The organism is Floccifex sp. (genome assembly GCF_051873495.1).
Taxonomy (GTDB): domain Bacteria; phylum Bacillota_I; class Bacilli_A; order Erysipelotrichales; family Erysipelotrichaceae; genus Floccifex.
The window spans coordinates 1-20,141 of record NZ_JBJEEX010000006.1 but is presented as its reverse complement, the minus strand read 5'-3'; the positions used below and the strand labels follow the sequence as shown (position 1 = coordinate 20,141).

At 30.4% G+C, this 20,141-nt stretch carries 19 protein-coding genes and 1 other annotated feature; of the genes, 3 read left to right on the top strand and 16 right to left on the bottom strand.

The window, feature by feature from the left end:
- Window positions 1–49: 49 nt before the first annotated feature.
- Window positions 50–799: a type I 3-dehydroquinate dehydratase gene (gene aroD / locus ACI313_RS00380; RefSeq protein WP_320608080.1), complete on the bottom strand. Its 750-nt coding sequence runs from the start codon at window positions 797–799 to the stop codon at window positions 50–52.
- 267 nt (window positions 800–1,066) lie between these two features.
- Here aroD and ACI313_RS00375 point away from each other — a divergent pair, with 267 nt between their 5' ends.
- Both ACI313_RS00375 and aroF read left to right on the top strand, forming a co-directional pair.
- Window positions 1,067–2,302, top strand: a complete 1,236-nt coding sequence (locus ACI313_RS00375; protein WP_320608081.1) for a shikimate kinase — start codon at window positions 1,067–1,069, stop codon at window positions 2,300–2,302.
- An 18-nt stretch (window positions 2,303–2,320) separates the two neighbouring features.
- Entirely contained in the window at window positions 2,321–3,334 is a 1,014-nt protein-coding gene (gene aroF / locus ACI313_RS00370) for a 3-deoxy-7-phosphoheptulonate synthase (RefSeq protein ID WP_439755023.1), read from the top strand.
- 14 nt (window positions 3,335–3,348) lie between these two features.
- Here the strand turns inward: aroF and ACI313_RS00365 are convergent, their stop codons facing one another.
- Complete coding sequence (locus ACI313_RS00365; RefSeq protein WP_320608083.1) at window positions 3,349–4,014, bottom strand: M48 family metallopeptidase; 666 nt, start codon at window positions 4,012–4,014, stop codon at window positions 3,349–3,351.
- A gap of 129 nt (window positions 4,015–4,143) precedes the next feature.
- On the opposite strand from ACI313_RS00365, the gene ACI313_RS00360 reads away from it, so the two are divergent.
- Complete coding sequence (locus tag ACI313_RS00360; protein ID WP_320608084.1) at window positions 4,144–5,082, top strand: TIGR01212 family radical SAM protein; 939 nt, start codon at window positions 4,144–4,146, stop codon at window positions 5,080–5,082.
- A 93-nt stretch (window positions 5,083–5,175) separates the two neighbouring features.
- Here ACI313_RS00360 and ACI313_RS00355 read toward each other — a convergent pair whose 3' ends face one another.
- From ACI313_RS00355 to ACI313_RS00290, 14 genes are all read right to left on the bottom strand, one after another.
- Complete coding sequence (locus ACI313_RS00355; protein WP_439755022.1) at window positions 5,176–6,342, bottom strand: hypothetical protein; 1,167 nt, start codon at window positions 6,340–6,342, stop codon at window positions 5,176–5,178.
- A 46-nt stretch (window positions 6,343–6,388) separates the two neighbouring features.
- Window positions 6,389–8,260: a hypothetical protein gene (locus ACI313_RS00350; protein ID WP_439755021.1), complete on the bottom strand. Its 1,872-nt coding sequence runs from the start codon at window positions 8,258–8,260 to the stop codon at window positions 6,389–6,391.
- A gap of 152 nt (window positions 8,261–8,412) precedes the next feature.
- Window positions 8,413–9,645, bottom strand: coding sequence for a tyrosine--tRNA ligase (gene tyrS / locus ACI313_RS00345; protein WP_320608087.1), 1,233 nt, complete (start codon window positions 9,643–9,645; stop codon window positions 8,413–8,415).
- Between the two features lie 254 nt (window positions 9,646–9,899).
- Window positions 9,900–10,865 carry a lipid II:glycine glycyltransferase FemX gene (locus ACI313_RS00340; protein ID WP_320608088.1) on the bottom strand — a complete coding sequence of 322 codons (966 nt, stop codon included), beginning with the start codon at window positions 10,863–10,865 and terminating at the stop codon, window positions 9,900–9,902.
- 68 nt (window positions 10,866–10,933) lie between these two features.
- Entirely contained in the window at window positions 10,934–13,348 is a 2,415-nt protein-coding gene (gene leuS / locus ACI313_RS00335) for a leucine--tRNA ligase (RefSeq protein ID WP_320608089.1), read from the bottom strand.
- 28 nt (window positions 13,349–13,376) lie between these two features.
- Window positions 13,377–13,568: a binding site (T-box leader), on the bottom strand.
- A gap of 25 nt (window positions 13,569–13,593) precedes the next feature.
- Window positions 13,594–13,983, bottom strand: a complete 390-nt coding sequence (locus ACI313_RS00330) for a hypothetical protein (RefSeq protein WP_320608090.1) — start codon at window positions 13,981–13,983, stop codon at window positions 13,594–13,596.
- Window positions 13,952–14,344 carry a competence type IV pilus minor pilin ComGF gene (locus ACI313_RS00325; protein ID WP_320608091.1) on the bottom strand — a complete coding sequence of 131 codons (393 nt, stop codon included), beginning with the start codon at window positions 14,342–14,344 and terminating at the stop codon, window positions 13,952–13,954. Before ACI313_RS00325 ends, ACI313_RS00330 begins: the two co-directional genes overlap by 32 nt.
- Window positions 14,345–14,454: 110 nt before the next feature.
- Window positions 14,455–14,838, bottom strand: a complete 384-nt coding sequence (comGD, locus tag ACI313_RS00320) for a competence type IV pilus minor pilin ComGD (RefSeq protein WP_320608092.1) — start codon at window positions 14,836–14,838, stop codon at window positions 14,455–14,457.
- Complete coding sequence (gene comGC / locus ACI313_RS00315; protein WP_320608093.1) at window positions 14,816–15,112, bottom strand: competence type IV pilus major pilin ComGC; 297 nt, start codon at window positions 15,110–15,112, stop codon at window positions 14,816–14,818. The genes comGD and comGC overlap by 23 nt, the downstream gene beginning before the upstream one ends.
- A gap of 8 nt (window positions 15,113–15,120) precedes the next feature.
- Window positions 15,121–16,134, bottom strand: a complete 1,014-nt coding sequence (locus ACI313_RS00310; protein WP_320608094.1) for a hypothetical protein — start codon at window positions 16,132–16,134, stop codon at window positions 15,121–15,123.
- Complete coding sequence (locus tag ACI313_RS00305; RefSeq protein ID WP_320608095.1) at window positions 16,034–17,008, bottom strand: ATPase, T2SS/T4P/T4SS family; 975 nt, start codon at window positions 17,006–17,008, stop codon at window positions 16,034–16,036. The genes ACI313_RS00310 and ACI313_RS00305 overlap by 101 nt, the downstream gene beginning before the upstream one ends.
- Before the next feature lie 95 nt (window positions 17,009–17,103).
- Window positions 17,104–17,706, bottom strand: a complete 603-nt coding sequence (locus ACI313_RS00300) for an MBL fold metallo-hydrolase (RefSeq protein ID WP_320608096.1) — start codon at window positions 17,704–17,706, stop codon at window positions 17,104–17,106.
- 35 nt (window positions 17,707–17,741) lie between these two features.
- A complete protein-coding gene (gene rpmG / locus ACI313_RS00295) occupies window positions 17,742–17,891 on the bottom strand; it encodes a 50S ribosomal protein L33 (protein WP_320608097.1) in 150 nt (49 codons plus the stop codon).
- A 62-nt stretch (window positions 17,892–17,953) separates the two neighbouring features.
- Window positions 17,954–20,026 carry a peptidoglycan D,D-transpeptidase FtsI family protein gene (locus ACI313_RS00290; protein ID WP_439755020.1) on the bottom strand — a complete coding sequence of 691 codons (2,073 nt, stop codon included), beginning with the start codon at window positions 20,024–20,026 and terminating at the stop codon, window positions 17,954–17,956.
- Window positions 20,027–20,141 lie beyond the last annotated feature (115 nt).

Below are 20,141 nucleotides of genomic sequence, written 5' to 3'. Positions count from 1 at the left end.
GCAGGGCTATGCCCGAAACTGAAAAACCACCAGCTAGGCTGGTGGATATTTATTTATCAGCATTATGAATAACATCCAATACAGTATTTAACTCATTCGCATTAATTTGTCCAGGAGCGCTCGCCTTATCTGCACAGCCAAATGTCATACAAGAGCCATATATTTCCCCTGTTAAACGCGATATCAAGCCAATTTTTCCCATTGACATTGTAATTATAGGTTTTGATGAGCAATCATTTGTAGCTTTCAGTAAAGTGAATACATCATCTTCATCATTAGGCATTACAGCAAGTTTAGCTATATCTGCTCCCATTTCATGCATACCATCTAAACGATTTATCATTTGTTCATAACTAGGTGTTTTTTCAAAATCATGATTACTCATAATAACACATACATTATTTTCATGTGCCAAAGTCAATAAAGATTGAACAACTTGTCGTTCTCTAAAATATTCGATATCAACTAAATCAATATTTCCTGACAAAATAATAGCTTCATTTATTATGCGATATTGTTCATCACTAATTTCTTTTACTCCTCCTTCATTACTTGTTCTAAATGTCGCCAGAAGAAGGCCTTTTTTTAATTTATTGTGAATAAAGTGAACTGCTTGTAAAAGAGCATCAATATTATCAAAATCATAGTAATCCATCCGCCATTCTACAACATCGTACATTAATCCATCTAATCCATTAATTTCTTTTTCTAACTCATTTATATTAGAACCCATAATGGGAACACAAATTTTAGGTTTTCCCTTTCCAAATTCAATATTCTTTATATTCACTATTTGCATAGATCCTCCTTTTAATGTTCATGAATATATTTTACACAAAATAAGATTTATATTCGATATTTTCATGAATATTTTTCATAAATGTAAATTATTTCATTTTACAGTTGATTTTTTTATCATTTTCTTTATAATACTAACTATGAAAACAAAACTAAGCTCATACTTTTACTTTTATAGCTAGTTACCTTGGGAAAAGTAATTGATTTCAAGGTTTTTTAAAGCGTTAACTCCATATGGTTAGCGCTTTTTTTCATAAAAGGAGGAATTATGCGATTTTCAATAGTCAAAGAACAACAAATAAGCCAATTAGATGAAGAACTATTTTCTTTATTTAACTTCCATGACTACGCGTTTATGCCTACAAATTTAGAAAATTTAAAAAATATGATTGAAACAAAACAATTTGATGGTTTTTATATTGATGTTCCCTATCAAAAAGATATTTCCCCATATTTAGATGTATTAAACACAAAGATTGTTGATACTATCATACAAAGAAACAATCAATATTATGGTTACAATGCTTTATATAAGTCATTAGAACAAATTCTAAATCAACATAAAGTGATTTTAAAAGACAAAAAAATCTTAATTATTGGAAACACCCCTCAAACTTATACAGTCAAGAAGTTAATGCAAGATTTACATGCAGGTGAAATCAACATCGTTGATGAAAGTTTAAGTGATGATACGATTTCATATATAGAGTGCTATGCCAAACACCTTGATAGTGAAGTTGTTATTAATGCATCTTATATAGGAATGAATCCTAACATTGATCAAGAAGCCATTGATTTGAATTTGTTTTCTAAATGTGATTTATTTATAGATTTAGTTGCAGATCCTATTATCACAAAAATGGGATTAGTTGCTAAAGAAAGAAACATTAATTATATTAGTGGTTTAGAAATACGAGTCAGTCAAATAAAAAGAATGGTTGAATTATTCAAAAACATTGAAATCTCCAATCAAGTATGTGACGATATTTTCAAAAAAATTTTGATTAAACGTAGTAATGTTGTTTTAATTGGTATGCCAAGTTGCGGGAAGTCAACAATTGGTAAAATACTAGAAAAAAAACTAAATAAAAAATTCATAGATATGGACGAAGTTATTGTTCAAAATACAAATGTTTCTATTCCTGAAATCTTTAATCGAAGTGGTGAAGCGGGTTTTAGAAAATTAGAAACGATAACTTCAAAAGAACTTTCCAAAGAAAATGGTCTGATAATTGGTACAGGCGGTGGTACAATTAAAAATAAAATCAACATCGATTATCTAAAATTAAATGGAATTATCATTTTTATAGATCGTGATTTAGAGAATTTAATTACTTATGATCCAAATCGTCCTTTATCTTCAAGTCAGGAAGCTGTTAAAAAGTTATATATGGAGCGTTATCCTTTATATAAAAAATATGCATCTTTCATTGTTAACAACAATGGATGCATAGATGAATGCGTTGATAATATCATTAAGGCATTTCACAATATCAAAAAATAGAAAGAGAGTATAGTAAATATGATTATCACAGTAAAAAAAGAAGCAACAAAACAAGACATTGATTTATTAATCCAAAAACTAGAACTTCAAAATGTTCAAGTCCATGCCATTTATGGTGAAAACTATAATGTTTTTGGTCTAGTTGGTGACACATCAAAAATTGATGAAAAAAATCTAATGGCAAATCCAATTATCACCGATATTCAACGTGTTTCCCAGCCTTACAAATTAGCCAATCGTATGTTTCATCCCGAAGATACAATTGTTGATGTAAATGGAATTAAAATTGGTGGCAAAAAAATCGTCATGATTGCTGGACCTTGTTCGGTAGAAGGACAAGATCAAATTACACGTATTGCCAAAGAAGTAAAAGAAGCTGGAGCTGATATGTTACGCGGTGGTGCATACAAACCTAGGACTTCTCCATATGCTTTCCAAGGAATGGGTACAGCTGGTATTCTAGCTATGGTGAATGCTCGTCAGCAAACTGGTCTTCCTATTGTATCTGAATTAATGGCTATTGAACATTTACCTGAATTTGTTGAAAATGTAGACATCATTCAAATTGGTGCTCGTAATATGCAAAACTTTGATTTATTAAAAGCCGTTGGTAGAACAAAGAAACCTGTTTTATTAAAACGTGGATTAGCTAATACAATCGAAGAATGGATTATGGCCGCCGAATATATTATGTCAGAAGGAAATCCAAATGTAATTTTCTGTGAACGTGGTATTCGTACATTCGAAAAATACACTCGTAATACTTTGGATTTAGCTGTTATTCCAATTATTAAAGAACGTACTCATTTACCTATTGTCATTGATCCAAGTCATGCAGCTGGTGACTATAAATTAATTGAATCTCTTTCATTAGCTGCCATTGCTGCTGGTGCAGATGGATTAATTATTGAAGTGCACGATGATCCTTGTAATGCATGGAGTGATGGTTCACAAAGTCTTAAGCCAAAACGTTATGCTCAATTAGTTGAAAAAGGTAGACAAATTGCTGAAGTAATTGGTCGAACAATATAAAATAAAAAACAGTATCACATAAGATACTGTTTTTCTTCGCTTGTTTCGATTAAATCTAATCTTCTCTTATAATCAGGCATCACTTCTTCTAAGATTTGATAGAATGCTTGTGAATGATTAGGTTCAACCATATGAATTAATTCATGACAAATAACATATTCAATAAAATCAATTGGATAATGAACCAATTCTGAATTCAAAGTAATTGAATTTTTATCAGGATGGCATATTCCCCAACTTGATTTCATATTACGGATTATAATTTTAGGTTTATTGATATTAAATCTTGATATACGATAACTCATCATATCAACGATATCAACAAATGTCTCTTTTGATATCTTCACTAAAAACCGCTTATATAAATATTCAATATCGTCTTTATTTGTATATTGAATTAAAAGTTCATCTTCACTATAAGAAACACGATTTACATCACTTTTAATTTTCTTTATACGAAAGCTCTTCCCAAATAAACGAACAGAAGGTTGATAATCAAAACTATGGGCATGATCCATAACATATTGGTCAATTGCTTCCCTTGTACAAAATGGATTGGCATGAACAACAAGTTCCCCATGTGCTGTAACACGCATTCGTATACCTTTTTGTCTTGATATTTTAACTGTATAATTTGGTTTTTCCGTATTTGAAGGCTTACCCTTTATAACGTCTGACATCCGACATGCACCAATTCCTTTCTGCCCCTTGCCTTTTAACGTGTACTTATATATTAACATATTTTTGAGCAAAATCATACCATGAAAGCATGTTTTTTGTTAAAATAAAAAGACGAGAGGAATTTTTATATGAACAATCCATATCCCTATTCACTTGATAATAAAAGATATCAAACCATGAATTATTATTTTAAAACTAAATACAATCAAAAAGTTGCCAAAGTCCCTCTAAACGCGAACTTTACTTGTCCGAATCGCGATGGTTCAAAAGGTATAGGTGGCTGTACTTTTTGTTCTGAAAAAGGTTCAGGAGATAGTGTTTTAAACTTCAATAGTTCTTTAGAAACACAATACGTTACTGGTCTAATGCGCATGCAAAAGAAGTGGCCTAATTGCCTTGGTTTTGCTTATTTTCAATCTTTTTCAAATACTTATGCTCCTTTATCTGTTTTAAGACAAATTTATGATTCATTTTATTTAAGAGAAGATGTAGCTGGTGTTTGTATCGCTACTAGAGCTGATTGTTTAACAGACGAAATGATTGCCTACTTTGCACAAAAAGCATTAGTCAAAGAAACTTGGATTGAATTAGGTCTACAAAGTATTCATGAAGACACGATGAAATTATGTAATCGTTGTCATGATTCCCAAATTGTATTTGATGTCGTTGAAAAGTTAAAGAAAACCAACATTAAATGTTGTGTGCATATTATGAATTCATTACCTAACGAATCAAAAAAAGACATGATAGAAACAGCTTTAAAAGTATCACATTCACATTGTGATGCTATTAAAATTCATATGCTCCATATTATTGAAGGGACAAAAATGGCCGAGGAATATAAGCTAAATCCTTTTAAATTATTATCTTTAGAGGAATACGTTGATGTTGTTGTTTCACAACTTGAAATACTGGATCCTAATATGATTATTGAACGATTAACAGGAGATGGCATCGCCAGTGATTTAATTGCTCCTGAATGGACAATCAAGAAAACAATTGTTTATAATGAAATCGATAAAGAAATGGTAAGACGAAATACTTGGCAGGGTAAATTTTATAAATAAATCTAAAATCAAATATCTAAAGGTCGTGTTTTGGGCACGACCTTTGTTTATGTTTACAACTTGTTTTAATCATTTAAGACACATACAAAATATCTAATCGATATAACTTTGTAGTCTAGCTTTAAATTGTGGTCTCTTTATTAAATCATAGGCATGCTTTAAAATATGTTTAGCTTTTTCCAAATCATAACATGAACCACGATTAAGTTCATATCCAAATTCTTCATCCGTGTAAAACCTTTGATAAATCTGATAAGCTTCACAAAGAACGTCTTCTTCAAATGGAAAAATCATTGATTCTTTAAAACTTCCATCCATATCGCTCAGATAGGATAAACACATATTTAGGCAGGTCATTCCAGAATATAGTTCTACATTTGAATATTTTAAATAATATTTGTAATAAAGTATTCCTTTTAGAGCATAAATCACACATTTTCCATTCTTTAGGCCTTCTTGTAATCGATATGAATATTCATGCTGATGTACATCAAAACACCATTGAGCAGCTTCTACGTCTGAAAAAATGAATAATTCAGGGTATGCATAAACCTCAAGAAACATTAATGAATATGGATATACTTCTTTTTGTTGCACGGTATCGATAGTAAAAAGATATGAATTAAAATCATCTTCAGATACACTTTTAAAAGCTTGCAACTCGTTATAATAACCGATTAATTCAGAAATAAAATCATCTCTAGATACGCCTGCAAAAGCTTCAACATCAACAGGATCAGTTTGTAAGAACGGATAAAGTGCTATTTTATTTAAAGTATGGATAGCATTACACAAAGCATGAAACGCTCTTAGACCTCGATATCCTTCTACATTATTTTCGCAATACCTATTTGTATTTGCATATAAAAATTCCAGTTCCAATCCATATATTCCTGATCCTGTTTCTAAATACTTTTCAATTAAATAACTTACATATTCATAGTGCTTTTGTGCTTTTTCGTCTCTAGTCTTGTAAGGTTTATATGTTGAAAGATTTATTTTTAATTTTGAGCACTCCCAAGAAGAAAGTGGTTTTATTAATTCGACACTCGCAATCACATCATCTTTTCCGCTCGGTATTGTAACAGAGCATGATTCAACTGAAAAGGGACCAGTAATCTTAAGCTTTGTATCTTGCGTAGAAATTGGCAAAGTACAATCAAGTGACTTAATAAAGTCTCTTTTTTTTTCACCATTTATATAAATTTTATATTTTTCCCTTTCGTCCTCCACCCATAATGTTACAAATAAATTTCTCATAGAAAGACCTCCTACATATTTATCGATATTTATCGATTTTTTTATTTTAATAAATAATTGGTGAATTCATTGCTAATAATTCTTTAATTTCTACATCCATTTCATCCTTATTTAAAGAATGATTCATCAAATTACGTGCACGCACTAATATCTGCGCAGATGTGCGAGCTATCATAGGAGGATATGGAGTTGAAATAATTATGTATAATTTTTCACTAGCTTTTACATGTCCATAGTAACAATAAGCAAGACATAAAATAAACTCTTCAAATTTAAAGTGTACTGGTTCAGTGAACATCGTATCCATCTTTTCGAAAAGAAGTAACGATTCTTTAAGCATTTCTTTGTTCATTGATTGCACAGCGACCAAATTCATTGCTGTGGCTTTTAATGCTACATGCGTTACAGATTCACTAACACCCGCTAATTCAAGCTTCTTTAACCAGTATAATGTTTCATTATAGTTTTCATCCAAATATTCAATATAAGCCATAATTTCCCATATTTGATATTTACTTGGAACTAGATTTTCTTTTTCTAAATAAGATGTGCTATTAAAATCATAATAATCAAGGGCGTATTTTATATAAAATTTAGCGCGTTCAGTATCATGAGAATTCATTGCTCTAATTGTAAGAGTATGGGCATGAAGTGCAATAATTTCATCAAATTCATGATCATCTTTTAATCTGTCCAAAGTTTTTTTAAAATTTATTTCTAGTTCATCTCCTATTTCGTTTGAAATAGTTTCAAAATATTGTATTGCCTGATTTTTCACCCAATTCGCGTGTTTTTTATTATTTTCATAGCGAAACTCCGTTCTAAAATTATCGTCTGTTTCTTCCATTGATATAGAATGATCTCCAGCTTTAAAAAGTGCTCTATCTATATCTACTTGTAGCATTGATTTCAAATGAGGATTTTTTATTAAATCACGAGCACGTTCTAGCATATGAGCAGCATATTTAGGGTTTAGAGGAATAGATACACACTGTGCATATTTTTCATCTGTGTAAAACAGTTTATATATAGAATAAGCTTCACAGAGAATATTTTCCTCAAACGGGAATATAACAGGCTCATCAAACGTTGCATCCATTTTCTTTAAATGTTCAAACATACGATTTATTGTTATTTGATCCTCGCTCTTTAACGGTGAAGTATGCCAATACAAAAGTATGGCATCTAAATAACCAATACAATTATTATCTATCTCACCAATCTCTTTAGCCTTCTCTATCCAATCTTGGCATTTAATACGTTCTATATTATCTGAACTAAAATAACCAAGAACCGCTCTCACTTCATAAACACGAAATAAAAAGAACTCAGCCATTTTTTGATCATCAATATTAGAGGAATGTAACCAATCTTCAAAAAAAGATTGGGCAATATCGACATAATAACTAGCCTTAGAAGGAATAAAATGAGGTTCATTTATATATCGCAAAGCTAAACTACAAGCATGTAACGCGCGTACTATGTCATATTGGTCAATATTTTGCTGATAATATTTTTCTGTGACTTTATATAATTCTTGTAATTCATCACCTATTGTTTCTGATCCTGTTTCAAAATAGTCGAAAACAAGGTCATTAATATAATCAAAATGTGCAAGTGAATCTCCCTCTAAAGGTTCTTTCACTGGATATTCGGCAAACGTAATATAAAGAAATGTCGATTTGAGATTAAATAAAGGTATCCTTACATGGGCGATTAAATCATTTTCTCCATCAGGAATCATAACAGTTGCTCCTTGCATACTTGAAGGAACAATTGTTAACTTTGAAGATTGAGTAGAAATTTCCACAATACATTCCGAAAAAGGTCCTAATTCTCCTTTTTTCACTCCATTTATATAAATCTCATATTTTTTAGGTCCATCTTTTTCCCAACACTTAACACATAGTTTTCTCATAGAAAAACCTCCGATATATTATTCATTAAATAAACTATATCATTAATTTTTTAGGGTTAGAAATATTATAATTTATGACTATATATGTATAAAATAACATAAACAATGTAAAAAAATCAGTGAGATTAAATATCTCACTGACTGAACTTCTATTATTTTAAAACAACACAATAGTTATTTTTCTTTCCTCTACGTACAATTACCATGTTATCTACGTAACAAGATTCCATCGAAACAACATAATCCACATCTTTTACTTTTTCACCATTGATAGCAATTGAATTTCCATTGATCCATTCTCTTGCTTCACGTTTAGAAGAAGCAATCTTTGTTGTGATTAAGAAATCAACTAGGTTTAAACCAGCTTCACATTCAATTTTATCCATGTTTTTAACAGCTGATTTACGTTCTTTTTCATCTAAATCTTGTAATTGTCCTTTAAATAAAGCATTTGTGATTCTTAAAGCAGAATCCAATTCTTCTTGACCATGAAGATCACGTACAACTTCTTCTGCTAATGCTTTTTGAGCCAAACGTTTATGAGGTTCTGTTTTTAATGATTCCTCTAAGGCATTGATTTCATCAACACTTAAGAAAGTTAATTTTTTCAAATATTCAATCACTTTTGCATCTTCCGTGTTGAATAAGAATTGGTATAATTCATATGGACTTGTTTTCTTAGCATCTAGCCAAACAGTTCCTGATTCACTCTTACCAAATTTAGTTCCATCGGCTTTTGTGATTAATGGCATTGTCAACCCATAACATTTAACATCCGCTCCACATTTTTTACGAATTAATTCTAGACCACTCGTAATATTTCCCCACTGATCTTGTCCACCAATTTGTAAAACACAATTCTTTGTTTGATATAAAGTTAAGAAATCTAATGATTGCAAAATCATATAAGAAAATTCAGTATAACTAATACCAGAATCCAAACGTTTTTTAACAGTTTCCTTGTTTAACATATAATTAACATTAAAGAATTTTCCATAATCTCTTAAAAAATCAATAACAGATAAATTTCCTGTCCAATCTAAGTTGTTAACCATTTCAAATCCCCATAAACGAGAAATTTGTTCATGTAATGCATCAAAATTATGTTTCAATACTTCTGGAGTTAACATATTTCTTTCCCCTGTTGCTTTAGGGTCCCCGATAAATCCAGTTGCCCCTCCAACTAACATAATAGGATGATGACCATGTTGTTCCAAACGCTTAGCCATTAATAAAGATGAATAGTGTCCGATATGTAGACTATCAGCAGTTGGATCGGTTCCAATATAGAATGTAACACTTTGATTATTAATAACATCTTCAACTTCTGGGCTTGTTACATCATTAATTAATCCACGCCACTTTAATTCTTCAAAAAAATTCATAAATTCCTCCTAAATAAAAAAAACGTCCTATATAAGGACGTAATATACGCGGTACCACCTTACTTCTCTTTTCAGAGCACTTTAACCTTTAACGCAGGTGTTACGTCAAATGAAGCAAGAAGCTGTATCTTATAGATTCAAATAAAGCTTTTCACCAACCAGCTTTTCTCTAATAAATGAAGTTCTAATTTCTTTTCTTCTTTTCGCTTTAAATGGATTATACCGTATAATCTATGAAAAATAAAACAATTTTTTTATTTTTTATACATGCTATATAGAGATCTATTTACAGGTAAAATATAATTTCCCATCAATTCATACACAACCGCATTGAAACCTCTTGTAAAATCAAAATCATCATATCCGTCTTTTCCTTGTTGAAAAACAGGATTTAATTCATTAAAACTATAGAAGTAATATCCACTATGGATAGCTTGTTGGATCATGTACCAATGAATCGCGTATTTACTATAAAAATCATTATTTTTACTGGCTATGTATACAATTTCTTTTCCATATTCAATAAAGCAAAAATAATCTAAATAAATCTCTTGTTGCGTATCTTCATCAACTTTATAACTAACCAATACATGAATTTGATTGTTAAAAAATCTATTCATGTGTTCAACTTCTTCCCAGTTCACATCTTCATTCGATATTTCTTTAACCTTAATTCCCATGGCTTTTGCCATTTGAATATTTTGACAAGTTGAATTAGAAAATTCTTCGTATATTTCATCAGAAGTTCGATAAGTTAAATCAATACCCGAAATAAAATGAGAGCTGTCTTCTTGTTTTTCAAAGCCACATGAAATCAAATTATCAATCATTTCAAAATTATTTAATCCATTAGGCACAACAGTTCCATCTTTATCTCGTTGTTGAGAATAAATCATAGGATCTATTTCTAAATAAATAACTTTTAAATCATACAAATAACTCTTTAAAGCCCTTGTGAATGATTGCAACAAAGCTTTATCGGTATAATCAATTACCATTCCTTTAGGAATCCAAGCTGATTTAAACACTTTCATAATAGGCAAAGTTGCAATCATACAACATGCTAAACATTCTTCTTGATTAAAATATCCTAAATACTCAATAGCATATCCTTCGTCGATTAATTTATTTGCTGCATATATTGATTGTTCATAATTCTGAAATGGATATTTTTCTAAACAGGATTCATATAAGTTTGCATCAATGGGTTTTAAATACATATATAACCTACCAATCTACATTAAATAAAGTATAATTCATTTTTGAAAAAAAGGTGTTAAAATAACACCTAATTTGCGACAATATTAACAATTTTTCCTTTTACCACGATAATTTTACGAATTGTTTTTCCTTCAATTTGTTTTTTTACCGCTTCAATTGATAAAGCTTGTTCTTTTAATTGTTCTTCTTCTGTTCCTACATCCGCATCAAATTTACCACGAACTTTTCCATTAACTTGAACAACACAAGTAAATGTACTTGATTGTAATTTTGATTCATCATAAGTAGGCCATGGTTCATATGCGATTGTATCATCATGTCCTAACAAGTTCCACATTTCTTCACCAATATGAGGACAAATACAACTTAACATTTTAATTAAACCTTCCGCATATGGTTTATATACAGTTTCGACTTTATAACATTCATTAATGAATACCATCATTTGACTAATAGCTGTATTAAATCCTAATGTTTCAAAGTCATTTGTGACTTTCTTAACTGTTTGGTTATAGATTCGATCTAATTCATGTGAATTTGTATCTACAACTTTACCACTTTCGATAAATAAACGATAAACACGTTCCAACCATTTTTTGGCACCTTCAACACCTTTAGAATTCCATGGTTTACTTGCTTCAAGAGGCCCCATGAACATTTCATATAAACGAAGTGTATCTGCACCGTATTCTTTTACAATGTCACTAGGATTAACTACGTATTCAGGGTAACGTTTACCCATTTTGATACCATTTTCACCCAAAATCATTCCTTGGTGAACTAATTTTTTAAATGGTTCTTTAACTGGAGACAATCCTTTGTCATACAAATAATTATTCCAGATTCGAGCATACATCAAGTGACCTACAGCATGTTCTGGTCCACCAACATATAAATCAACTGGCATCCAGTGTTTTAATAATTCATAATTTGCGAATTCTTCATCATTATGTGGATCAATATAACGTAAATAATACCAACTACTTCCTGCACTTCCAGGCATAGTACTAGTTTCACGTTTACCATGAATTCCATCTTTATTATAATCTTTCCATTCTGTTGCGTTTTCTAAAGGTGCTTGTCCATTGTGTCCTTTATAATCTTCAAGTTCTGGTAAAATTAATGGTAATTCGTCATCTGAAAGAACCATATCTTCCCCATTATCTAAATGAACAATAGGAACTGGTTCACCCCAATAACGTTGACGAGCAAAAATCCATTCACGGAAACGATAATTAACTGTTTCTTTGGCTATACCCATATCAACTAATTTTTTAGTAATTGCAACTTTAGCTTCTTCAACAGTTAAGCCAGTGAATTCTTCTGAATTAATTAATTTACAACCTTTTCCAAGATAGTCTTGTTTTTCGAAAGCACATTCACTCACATCTCTACCTTCAATAACTTGAATCATATCAATATTGTGAGCAACAGCATATTCAAAGTCACGTTGATCATGACATGGAACAGCCATAACAGCTCCAGTACCATAGTTTGCCAAAACAAAGTCACCAATAAATACTTCAACTTCTCTACCATTTACTGGGTTAATTGCCTTAATTCCTTCCAAACGACAACCAGATTTACCTTTATTTAATTCAGTACGGTCCATATCTGATTTTGAAATTGTTTCTTGAATATATGCTTTTACTTCTTCTTGGTTTTTGATACGAGGCATTAATTCTTGAACTAAATCACCATCTGGTGCTAGAACCATGAAAGTAATACCATAAATTGTTTCAATACAAGTCGTAAAGATTGAGAATTTTCCTCCGCCAACAATTTGGAATTCAACTTCAACCCCTGTAGAACGACCAATCCAATTTCTTTGCATTTCTTTTGTTGATTCAGGCCAGTCAATTTCATCAAGACCTTCTAACAATCTTTCGGCAAATGCTGGTTGATCAATACATAGTTGTTTCATATTTTTACGAACAACTGGATATCCTCCACGTTCACTCTTTCCATCGATTACTTCATCATTGGATAAAACAGTTCCTAATTCTTCACACCAGTTTACAGGCATATCAACATATTTAGCATATCCATCTTCGTATAATTGTTTGAAAATCCATTGTGTCCAATGATAAAATTCAGGATCACTTGTGGCAATCATACGACTCCAGTCGTAATCAAATCCTAATTCTTTTAATTGTTTAGTAAAGTATTCAATATTTTCTTGTGTGAATCCGTTAGGATTATTTCCTGTTTGAACAGCGTATTGTTCAGCTGGCAGTCCAAAAGAATCATATCCCATAGGATGCAATACATTATATCCTTGCATACGTTTCATACGAGAAACAATATCCGTTGCTGTATATCCTTCTGGATGCCCGGCATGAAGTCCAACCCCAGAAGGATAAGGGAACATATCTAATGCATAGAATTTAGGCTTACTAAAATCCCATACATCTGTTTTAAATGTTTCATTATCTTCCCAGTATTTCTGCCATTTTTTTTCAATTTCTTGATGATTATACATGTTTCCTCCTAAATAAAAAAACGCCCTATCTAAGGACGTTATAAACGCGGTACCACCTTAGTTTTCCGATTGGAACACTTTTATTCTTTTATCGCAAGAATTACGGGTAACATTACTTACCAACTCCTTAGCAAGTTCAACATTTCCTCTGTACAATTTCCACCAACCATTGTCTCTCTAAGCAGATTTCATGTTTACTACTCTAATTCATCGTCTACATGTACCATTTTACCGTTTTTTTTTTACTAGTCAACGATTTTAAAGATTTCAAGACCAGAAATTGACATTTCGTCGTAATATATATGGTATTCTAATCCTTCATATATACACTGAATATAAGTATCACAATCTTTTAAAATTGTTTTCTTATCATTTACTTCTACTTCTTTTTTTAAAATTAATTGACTGGAATCAAAATTACATTCTCTTATCATTGTATTATTTTCTATAATTGCTTTAGCATGAGAAATAATTGCCAAATCAATCATTGATTGTTTATTGCACTTCATGAGTTCTACAGATTGCATGCACAAAACACTTATATAACTAACACACTGTATCAACAGAAATAATACAATTAATGACATATATAAAGAATATCCATTAACTGATTTGTGAATTATATTCTTTTTCATCATAAATCCACCTTAAATAAATTTGATGATCAATTTCATAAAAATAAGCATCTTCTATATGTTCCATCCAAATTACATATCCATCTCTTTGTACTAGACGATGATTATCATATTCTAAATATATTTCTTTATGATTTTCAATCAAATGTAAACGCCCCTCATCAACATATACATCAGAACTAATCGCACATTTTTGACGCAATTGTAAAATAGCATATTGATTTTGATGTGATGAATCAAATATCAAGATTTTTTTAGTCACATCTAACATCATAATACACAACAAAGATACAATCGCAACTATCAATAACGAAAGCAAAGAATCAATCAGTGTAAAACCATTTCTTTTCGATTTTTTCATTAATTATTAAATCCTCTTGTTGCTTCAAAACATGTACACAAGACAAAATGAGTTGCGCACAAATCGTAACAATAAATAAAGACAATAATGCCTCATTTAAGCTAAAACCATTATTCATATCGTACTCTTCCCGAACCTAATTGATAAATTAATTTCATTTGTTTATTTTCTTCATAACACGATAACGTTAAAGCTTTTGATATATTTCCATTTTCATTGTAATGAAACGAAACTGGTGTACACGAAATATTAGAAGGATAATCTACACTATACTCATCAAAAAGCGCATTATGTTTGTTGATAGTCACATTTACTTCTTGTTTTGTTTCAAATGCTTTTTGTTGCATTGTTATAGAATAAGCCATCATTTGTTTCATAAACATTGTCAATGAACTTTTGGGTTTTTGAATAGGAATAGAAAACATACACACAATCAACAAAACAAACAACATTTCTACAATTGTAAATCCATTATGAACTTTGTGCTTGTCCATCTATTATTACTATCTCCTTTCCATTTGGACATTTCTGTTGTCCGTCTTTTAAATATCCTTCATCAATTAATTGTTCTACCGTTATAGGTGTTTCATCTTCATTTATTTCATAAAGTAATATTTGACTATTCACAATTTCAATAAGTGCTTGGCATCCTTTAGATCGAATAATCGTTTCTTTTTGCTGTATATTTGGAAGCGTAATCAACAACAATATAACCATAATCAATAACACAATCATCATTTCTAGAATCGTAAACGCATTTTTTTTCATTTTCTCACCTACATTCCACTCAGCATATTCAACGGATACAACATAACTTGATATACATATATCGCAATCATACCAACACATGCATAAGAAAAAATTTGTATTCCAGTTGTTGCCTTTTGTATAATTCGTTTTATTTTTAAACTCGTTTGTTGTGCATAAACTTTTAATAATTCAGATAAACTCGCATTTAAAGAACCCGTTTGAAAGTATTTTATAAAGTCTTTATCGAGAAATTCATTTTCATTTAAGATTGAAATGATATTTTGACCTTTTTTTAATCCATTAAATATATCTTCACTTATTAATCTTATAAAAGAAGAATTTAAAGTATGAAGATATTCAAAACAAGTTTTAGTAGTTAAACCAGTATCAATCACATTTGCGAGTAAAAAACTAAATTGATGTGTCACAATCATTTTCATAAATTGAGATTTTTTTATAAGAATAGATAAAGAATTGGTTTTATATAGAATCAAACACAAAGAACTAAGAACAATTAGAAAAAAGAAAATTAAATAAAAAATATATTTCATAATGAATAATACGTTAACATCACTTTGATTGGTATTCATAAATTCCATATAAGGTAAAATCGCATCATTAAGAAATAAAATCATCACAAAACAAAATATAAAAATAAATAAAGGATATATCATTTTCTTGAAACAATCTTGTATTAAACCATCACTATTTTCAACCATATAAAACGTATTTTTTAGACTATCTTTAATCGATAAAAAAGATGAATAAAACTTAAAATATTGATTAAACCGCTTATTCTTAAACAAAAATATTTCCGATAATGGTTTACCTTGTTGCAATTGTTTTAAGATGGCTTCATGATTACGAAAACATAATTCAATCATCATTGTAATACTGATACCATGATCTAAAAGACAATAAAATTGTTGAATTTCATTATCATAAATCAAACAAGTCGTATTCAGCTTGCTGGTCAATGATAAGTCCGTCATCAAGATTTTTTTTAATTTTTCTTTTAAGTGTTGAAAATTGGTTTTCATATTTTCTGTTTTTAATGACGAACTCAAGATTTTCTTTTGATAAAACTTCATAAACACACTCCTTTCCATAGATTGAATTATATAGACGACAAGAAACAATAGAAGTTAAAACCATTTCAAGTTCTTTCAAAGGCAATCCAAAATCAATAAGCCTATTTATTGTTTCGATTCCATTTTTCGCATGTATCGTAGTAAATACCAAGTGCCCGGTTAAACACGCTCTTAAAACCATTTTAGCAGTGTATGAATTTCTTGTTTCTCCTATGAATATAACATCTGGATCATGTCGTAATAATTCTTCAATTCCTTTTTCGTATGTAAAGCCTTGTTGCTCATTGATTTGTAATTGCAGATATTTTTCGTCTCTTATTTCAATAGGATCTTCTAAGCTTACTACTTTATGAAGTCCTCTAACACTTATTTCATGTAAAATTGCATGAAGACTTGTCGTTTTTCCTGAACCCGTTGGTCCACTAAAAATAATCAAACCACTTCTTTTATTCACAAATGAATAAAAATCTGCAATTGTTTTTTGATCATGACATAACTGTTCAATAGTTAAGTTTTGTTTTTGATTTAAAATTCTTAGAACCCCAGTTTGAATGGATAAATTAATAATGACACTAAAACGACAGGATATCGAATTGATTTCAAATTGAGAACTTTGTGGAAGAAAAGGATTTGTTAAATCAAAATTAGCTTTAAATTTTAGATATTCAAAGAAATTTTCATTCCATATATCTTGTATAATCGTTTCTAATCCTTTTTCCGTTCGAAAGGTAATATCTAAGTGATGATTTTTTAATACGAAATGAATATCAGTGCATTTCTTTTCAAGAGCAAATTGAATTAAGTCTTTTAATAATTGTTCCATATTATATAATTCGAAAAAAAATTAAAAAACGCAAAATAAATTTAAAAAAAATGCATACTTCATCATTATTTTTGATAAAGTATGCATTTTTAATATTAAAGATATGGATTTTCTCTTTTTTCTTCATCAAGAGTTGATAAAGGTCCATGTCCAGGTAAAACATGATAATTTAGTTTTAAAGCCTTTAATTTGTTTATTGATTCTTTCATTTGTGTATAAGAACCCGTTGGTAAATCAGTTCTTCCAATGGAACCCTTAAACAAAACATCTCCTGTAATCAATAGACTTCCAATGATAAATACAGTTGAACCTACAGAATGACCAGGACAATAAATTGCTTCCACTTCAAAATTACCTATTCTTTGTTTTCCTTCTAAAATTGCTTTTGGTTGAGCATTAGATGTAATTGGATACATAAACAAAGAAGATGAATTTAAAGATGCGTCTTGTAAAAATGAAAATTCATTAGGATTACAATAAACATCACATGAAACAATTTTTAATAATTTATCTAATCCATTAATATGATCAAAATGTGCATGCGTCAATAAAATGGCATCAACAACACATTTTTCTTGTTCCATAATAGCTTCAATATCAAAGCTATCTCCTGGATCAACAATTAAAGCATGATTGTTTTCAATGATTATATAACAATTTGCTTGTACCGGTCCTAATGTTCTTGTGATAACTTTCATGGGCATATACTAAAAAAGACCACTTCTGGTCTTTCTTATTTTTTCTCCTTATGATCAGTTTTTTGATTACATTTAGGACAATATTTTTTAATCACCATTTTATCTGGATGTTTCTTCTTGTTTCTTGTACCGATGTAGTTTTCATTACCACAAACAGAACATTTAAAAGTGATACGATCTCTCATGGTCTGACCTCCTTACATATTGCCTAAGTATTTTACCATAAGAACCATTTATTGTGCAAGAACTATTGTGGATACAATTGAAAATATTTTTCTAAAACTCTTTTAGTAACTGTATCTGTACAAATGTTTTCGGATACATCTTGTGTGTTAATTGAACTTGTAGGGGCAACACAAGCAAATGAAACCTTTGGATTTTCATAAGGTGCATATCCTACAAACGCTGCAGTTGTCCAATCTCCTACTTCTGCAGTACCTGTTTTTCCCGCTACACTCGGTGTCATTTCCGATAATCCTTTACCACAATATCCTTCACTTACACAAGCTCTAAATCCTTGTTGAACACGATTTAAGTATTCAGCTGATTTAGGTTCATCTAATTTATTACGAAGTTCAACTTCATATGTTTCTACAACTTGCGTACTATTAACTTCTGTAGCATATGAATAAAATCTTGGTTTATATGTATAACCCGTAGTCGCAATAGTCGAAATATATTCCAATAATTGAACTGGTGTATACATATCATATTGCCCAATCGAATAGTTTAAAAGCATACCAGCTAAAACATTTACAGATTGATAACCAGCAACCTCCCCAGGAACATCAATTCCCGTGACATTTCCTAAACCAAAACTTGTATAATAGTTTCTCATTAAGTTTAAAGTTCCTGGAACATCATTAACTTGTAAAGGTTTTCCTTCTGTATAAACACCATTTGCCAAACGAATCGCAATATTAAACATGTAAACGTTACTAGAAACTTGTAAAGCAGTTATGTCATTTACAGGACCATGATCTTTATACGATGCGAATTCTTTACCCGCAATGTTCATAACTTTATCGACAATGACCTCGCCAGGTTGAATAACACCTTCCATCAATCCCATATAAACTGTTGCGCCTTTTATACTTGAACCAGGATTGACAAGGGATGTATAGTTTCCAGATGCATAATATGTCATTTCCTTGGAATCTAAATCCTTTTGATACCCTGATAAAGCCAGCATTGAACCATCATTGGGATTCATCATACACATAAATAAACTTTGGAAGTTTTCTCTTCGTTCTGTTCCTCCATATTCTTGAAGTACACTTTTTAAAGTTTCATCAAGTGTTTGTTGTAAATCAATATCAATAGACAAATGAATATCATATCCTTTTACAGCACTTCTAACGACTTCTTTATGAGCAAGTCCGTTAGAATCATAGGTAATAATTGACTCCTCACTTGTTCCAGCTAATAAATCATTATATTGAAATTCCAAGCCACTTTTTCCTACTGAAGCATTGGGTTGGAATCCTTTTTGAATATAATAATCATAATAATTTTCAGGTAATCCTTGCGTACTTGTAGAAACAGAACCAAGGACATCCGACAAACTTTCACCATATGGATATTCTCGTTTCCATCCTCCAAAGTCAACATCAAATCCTGGGAACTCAGTTTTATGTTCAACTAAGTAGGAAACCGAATCATCATCCACATCTTCCAAAACAACGTTTTCTTGTCCTGTTGAAGCGTTGGCAATCATACGTTGATAAATAACACAAACTTTTAGTTCCGTGTCACTCATTTCTTTTAAGTTAGATTCTTTGATGCGATTATACAACAATCCATAGCGGACAGATTCCGCACTGGAACCCCAGCTTCCATTTAAATATTGTTCTTTTTCCTTATCTGTCAACAAATCATTTCCAGCATACTTTTCATCGCCATAATCAAAATTTAATGTACGATATGTGATAAAAGCCTCTTTTTTATCTCGATCCGTTAACTCATCTTCATTAAGTCCAAATACTTCCACAATACGTTGAGCATACAAAAGATAATCGTCAATTCCCATATTTTGCGGAGATGTATATGTGATATTGTGAGAAACAACTGTTTTCGCTAATACCTTTCCGTTACAATCATAAATTTCACCACGTGGTGCACTTACATATTGTCGAATGGAAGTATAATCATCTTTCTTTTCTACATAACTATCGTGTTGAATAATCTGAATAGTGAATAATCTACCAACAATAACAGTGAAACAACCAACAATGACCAAAGCCAAAACCAATATTCTTTGAGAAATGATAGCACTTATATTCTTTTTAACTTTTTGTTTTCTAAACTTTTTGATAACCATTCCCCCTATACTCCTTTTATTATACATAAAAATATGAAAATTGCGATTTTTCTTTATGAGAGTATAATACATTAGAAAATTAATACACCAATGTTGATAAAAAACACCAATCGAA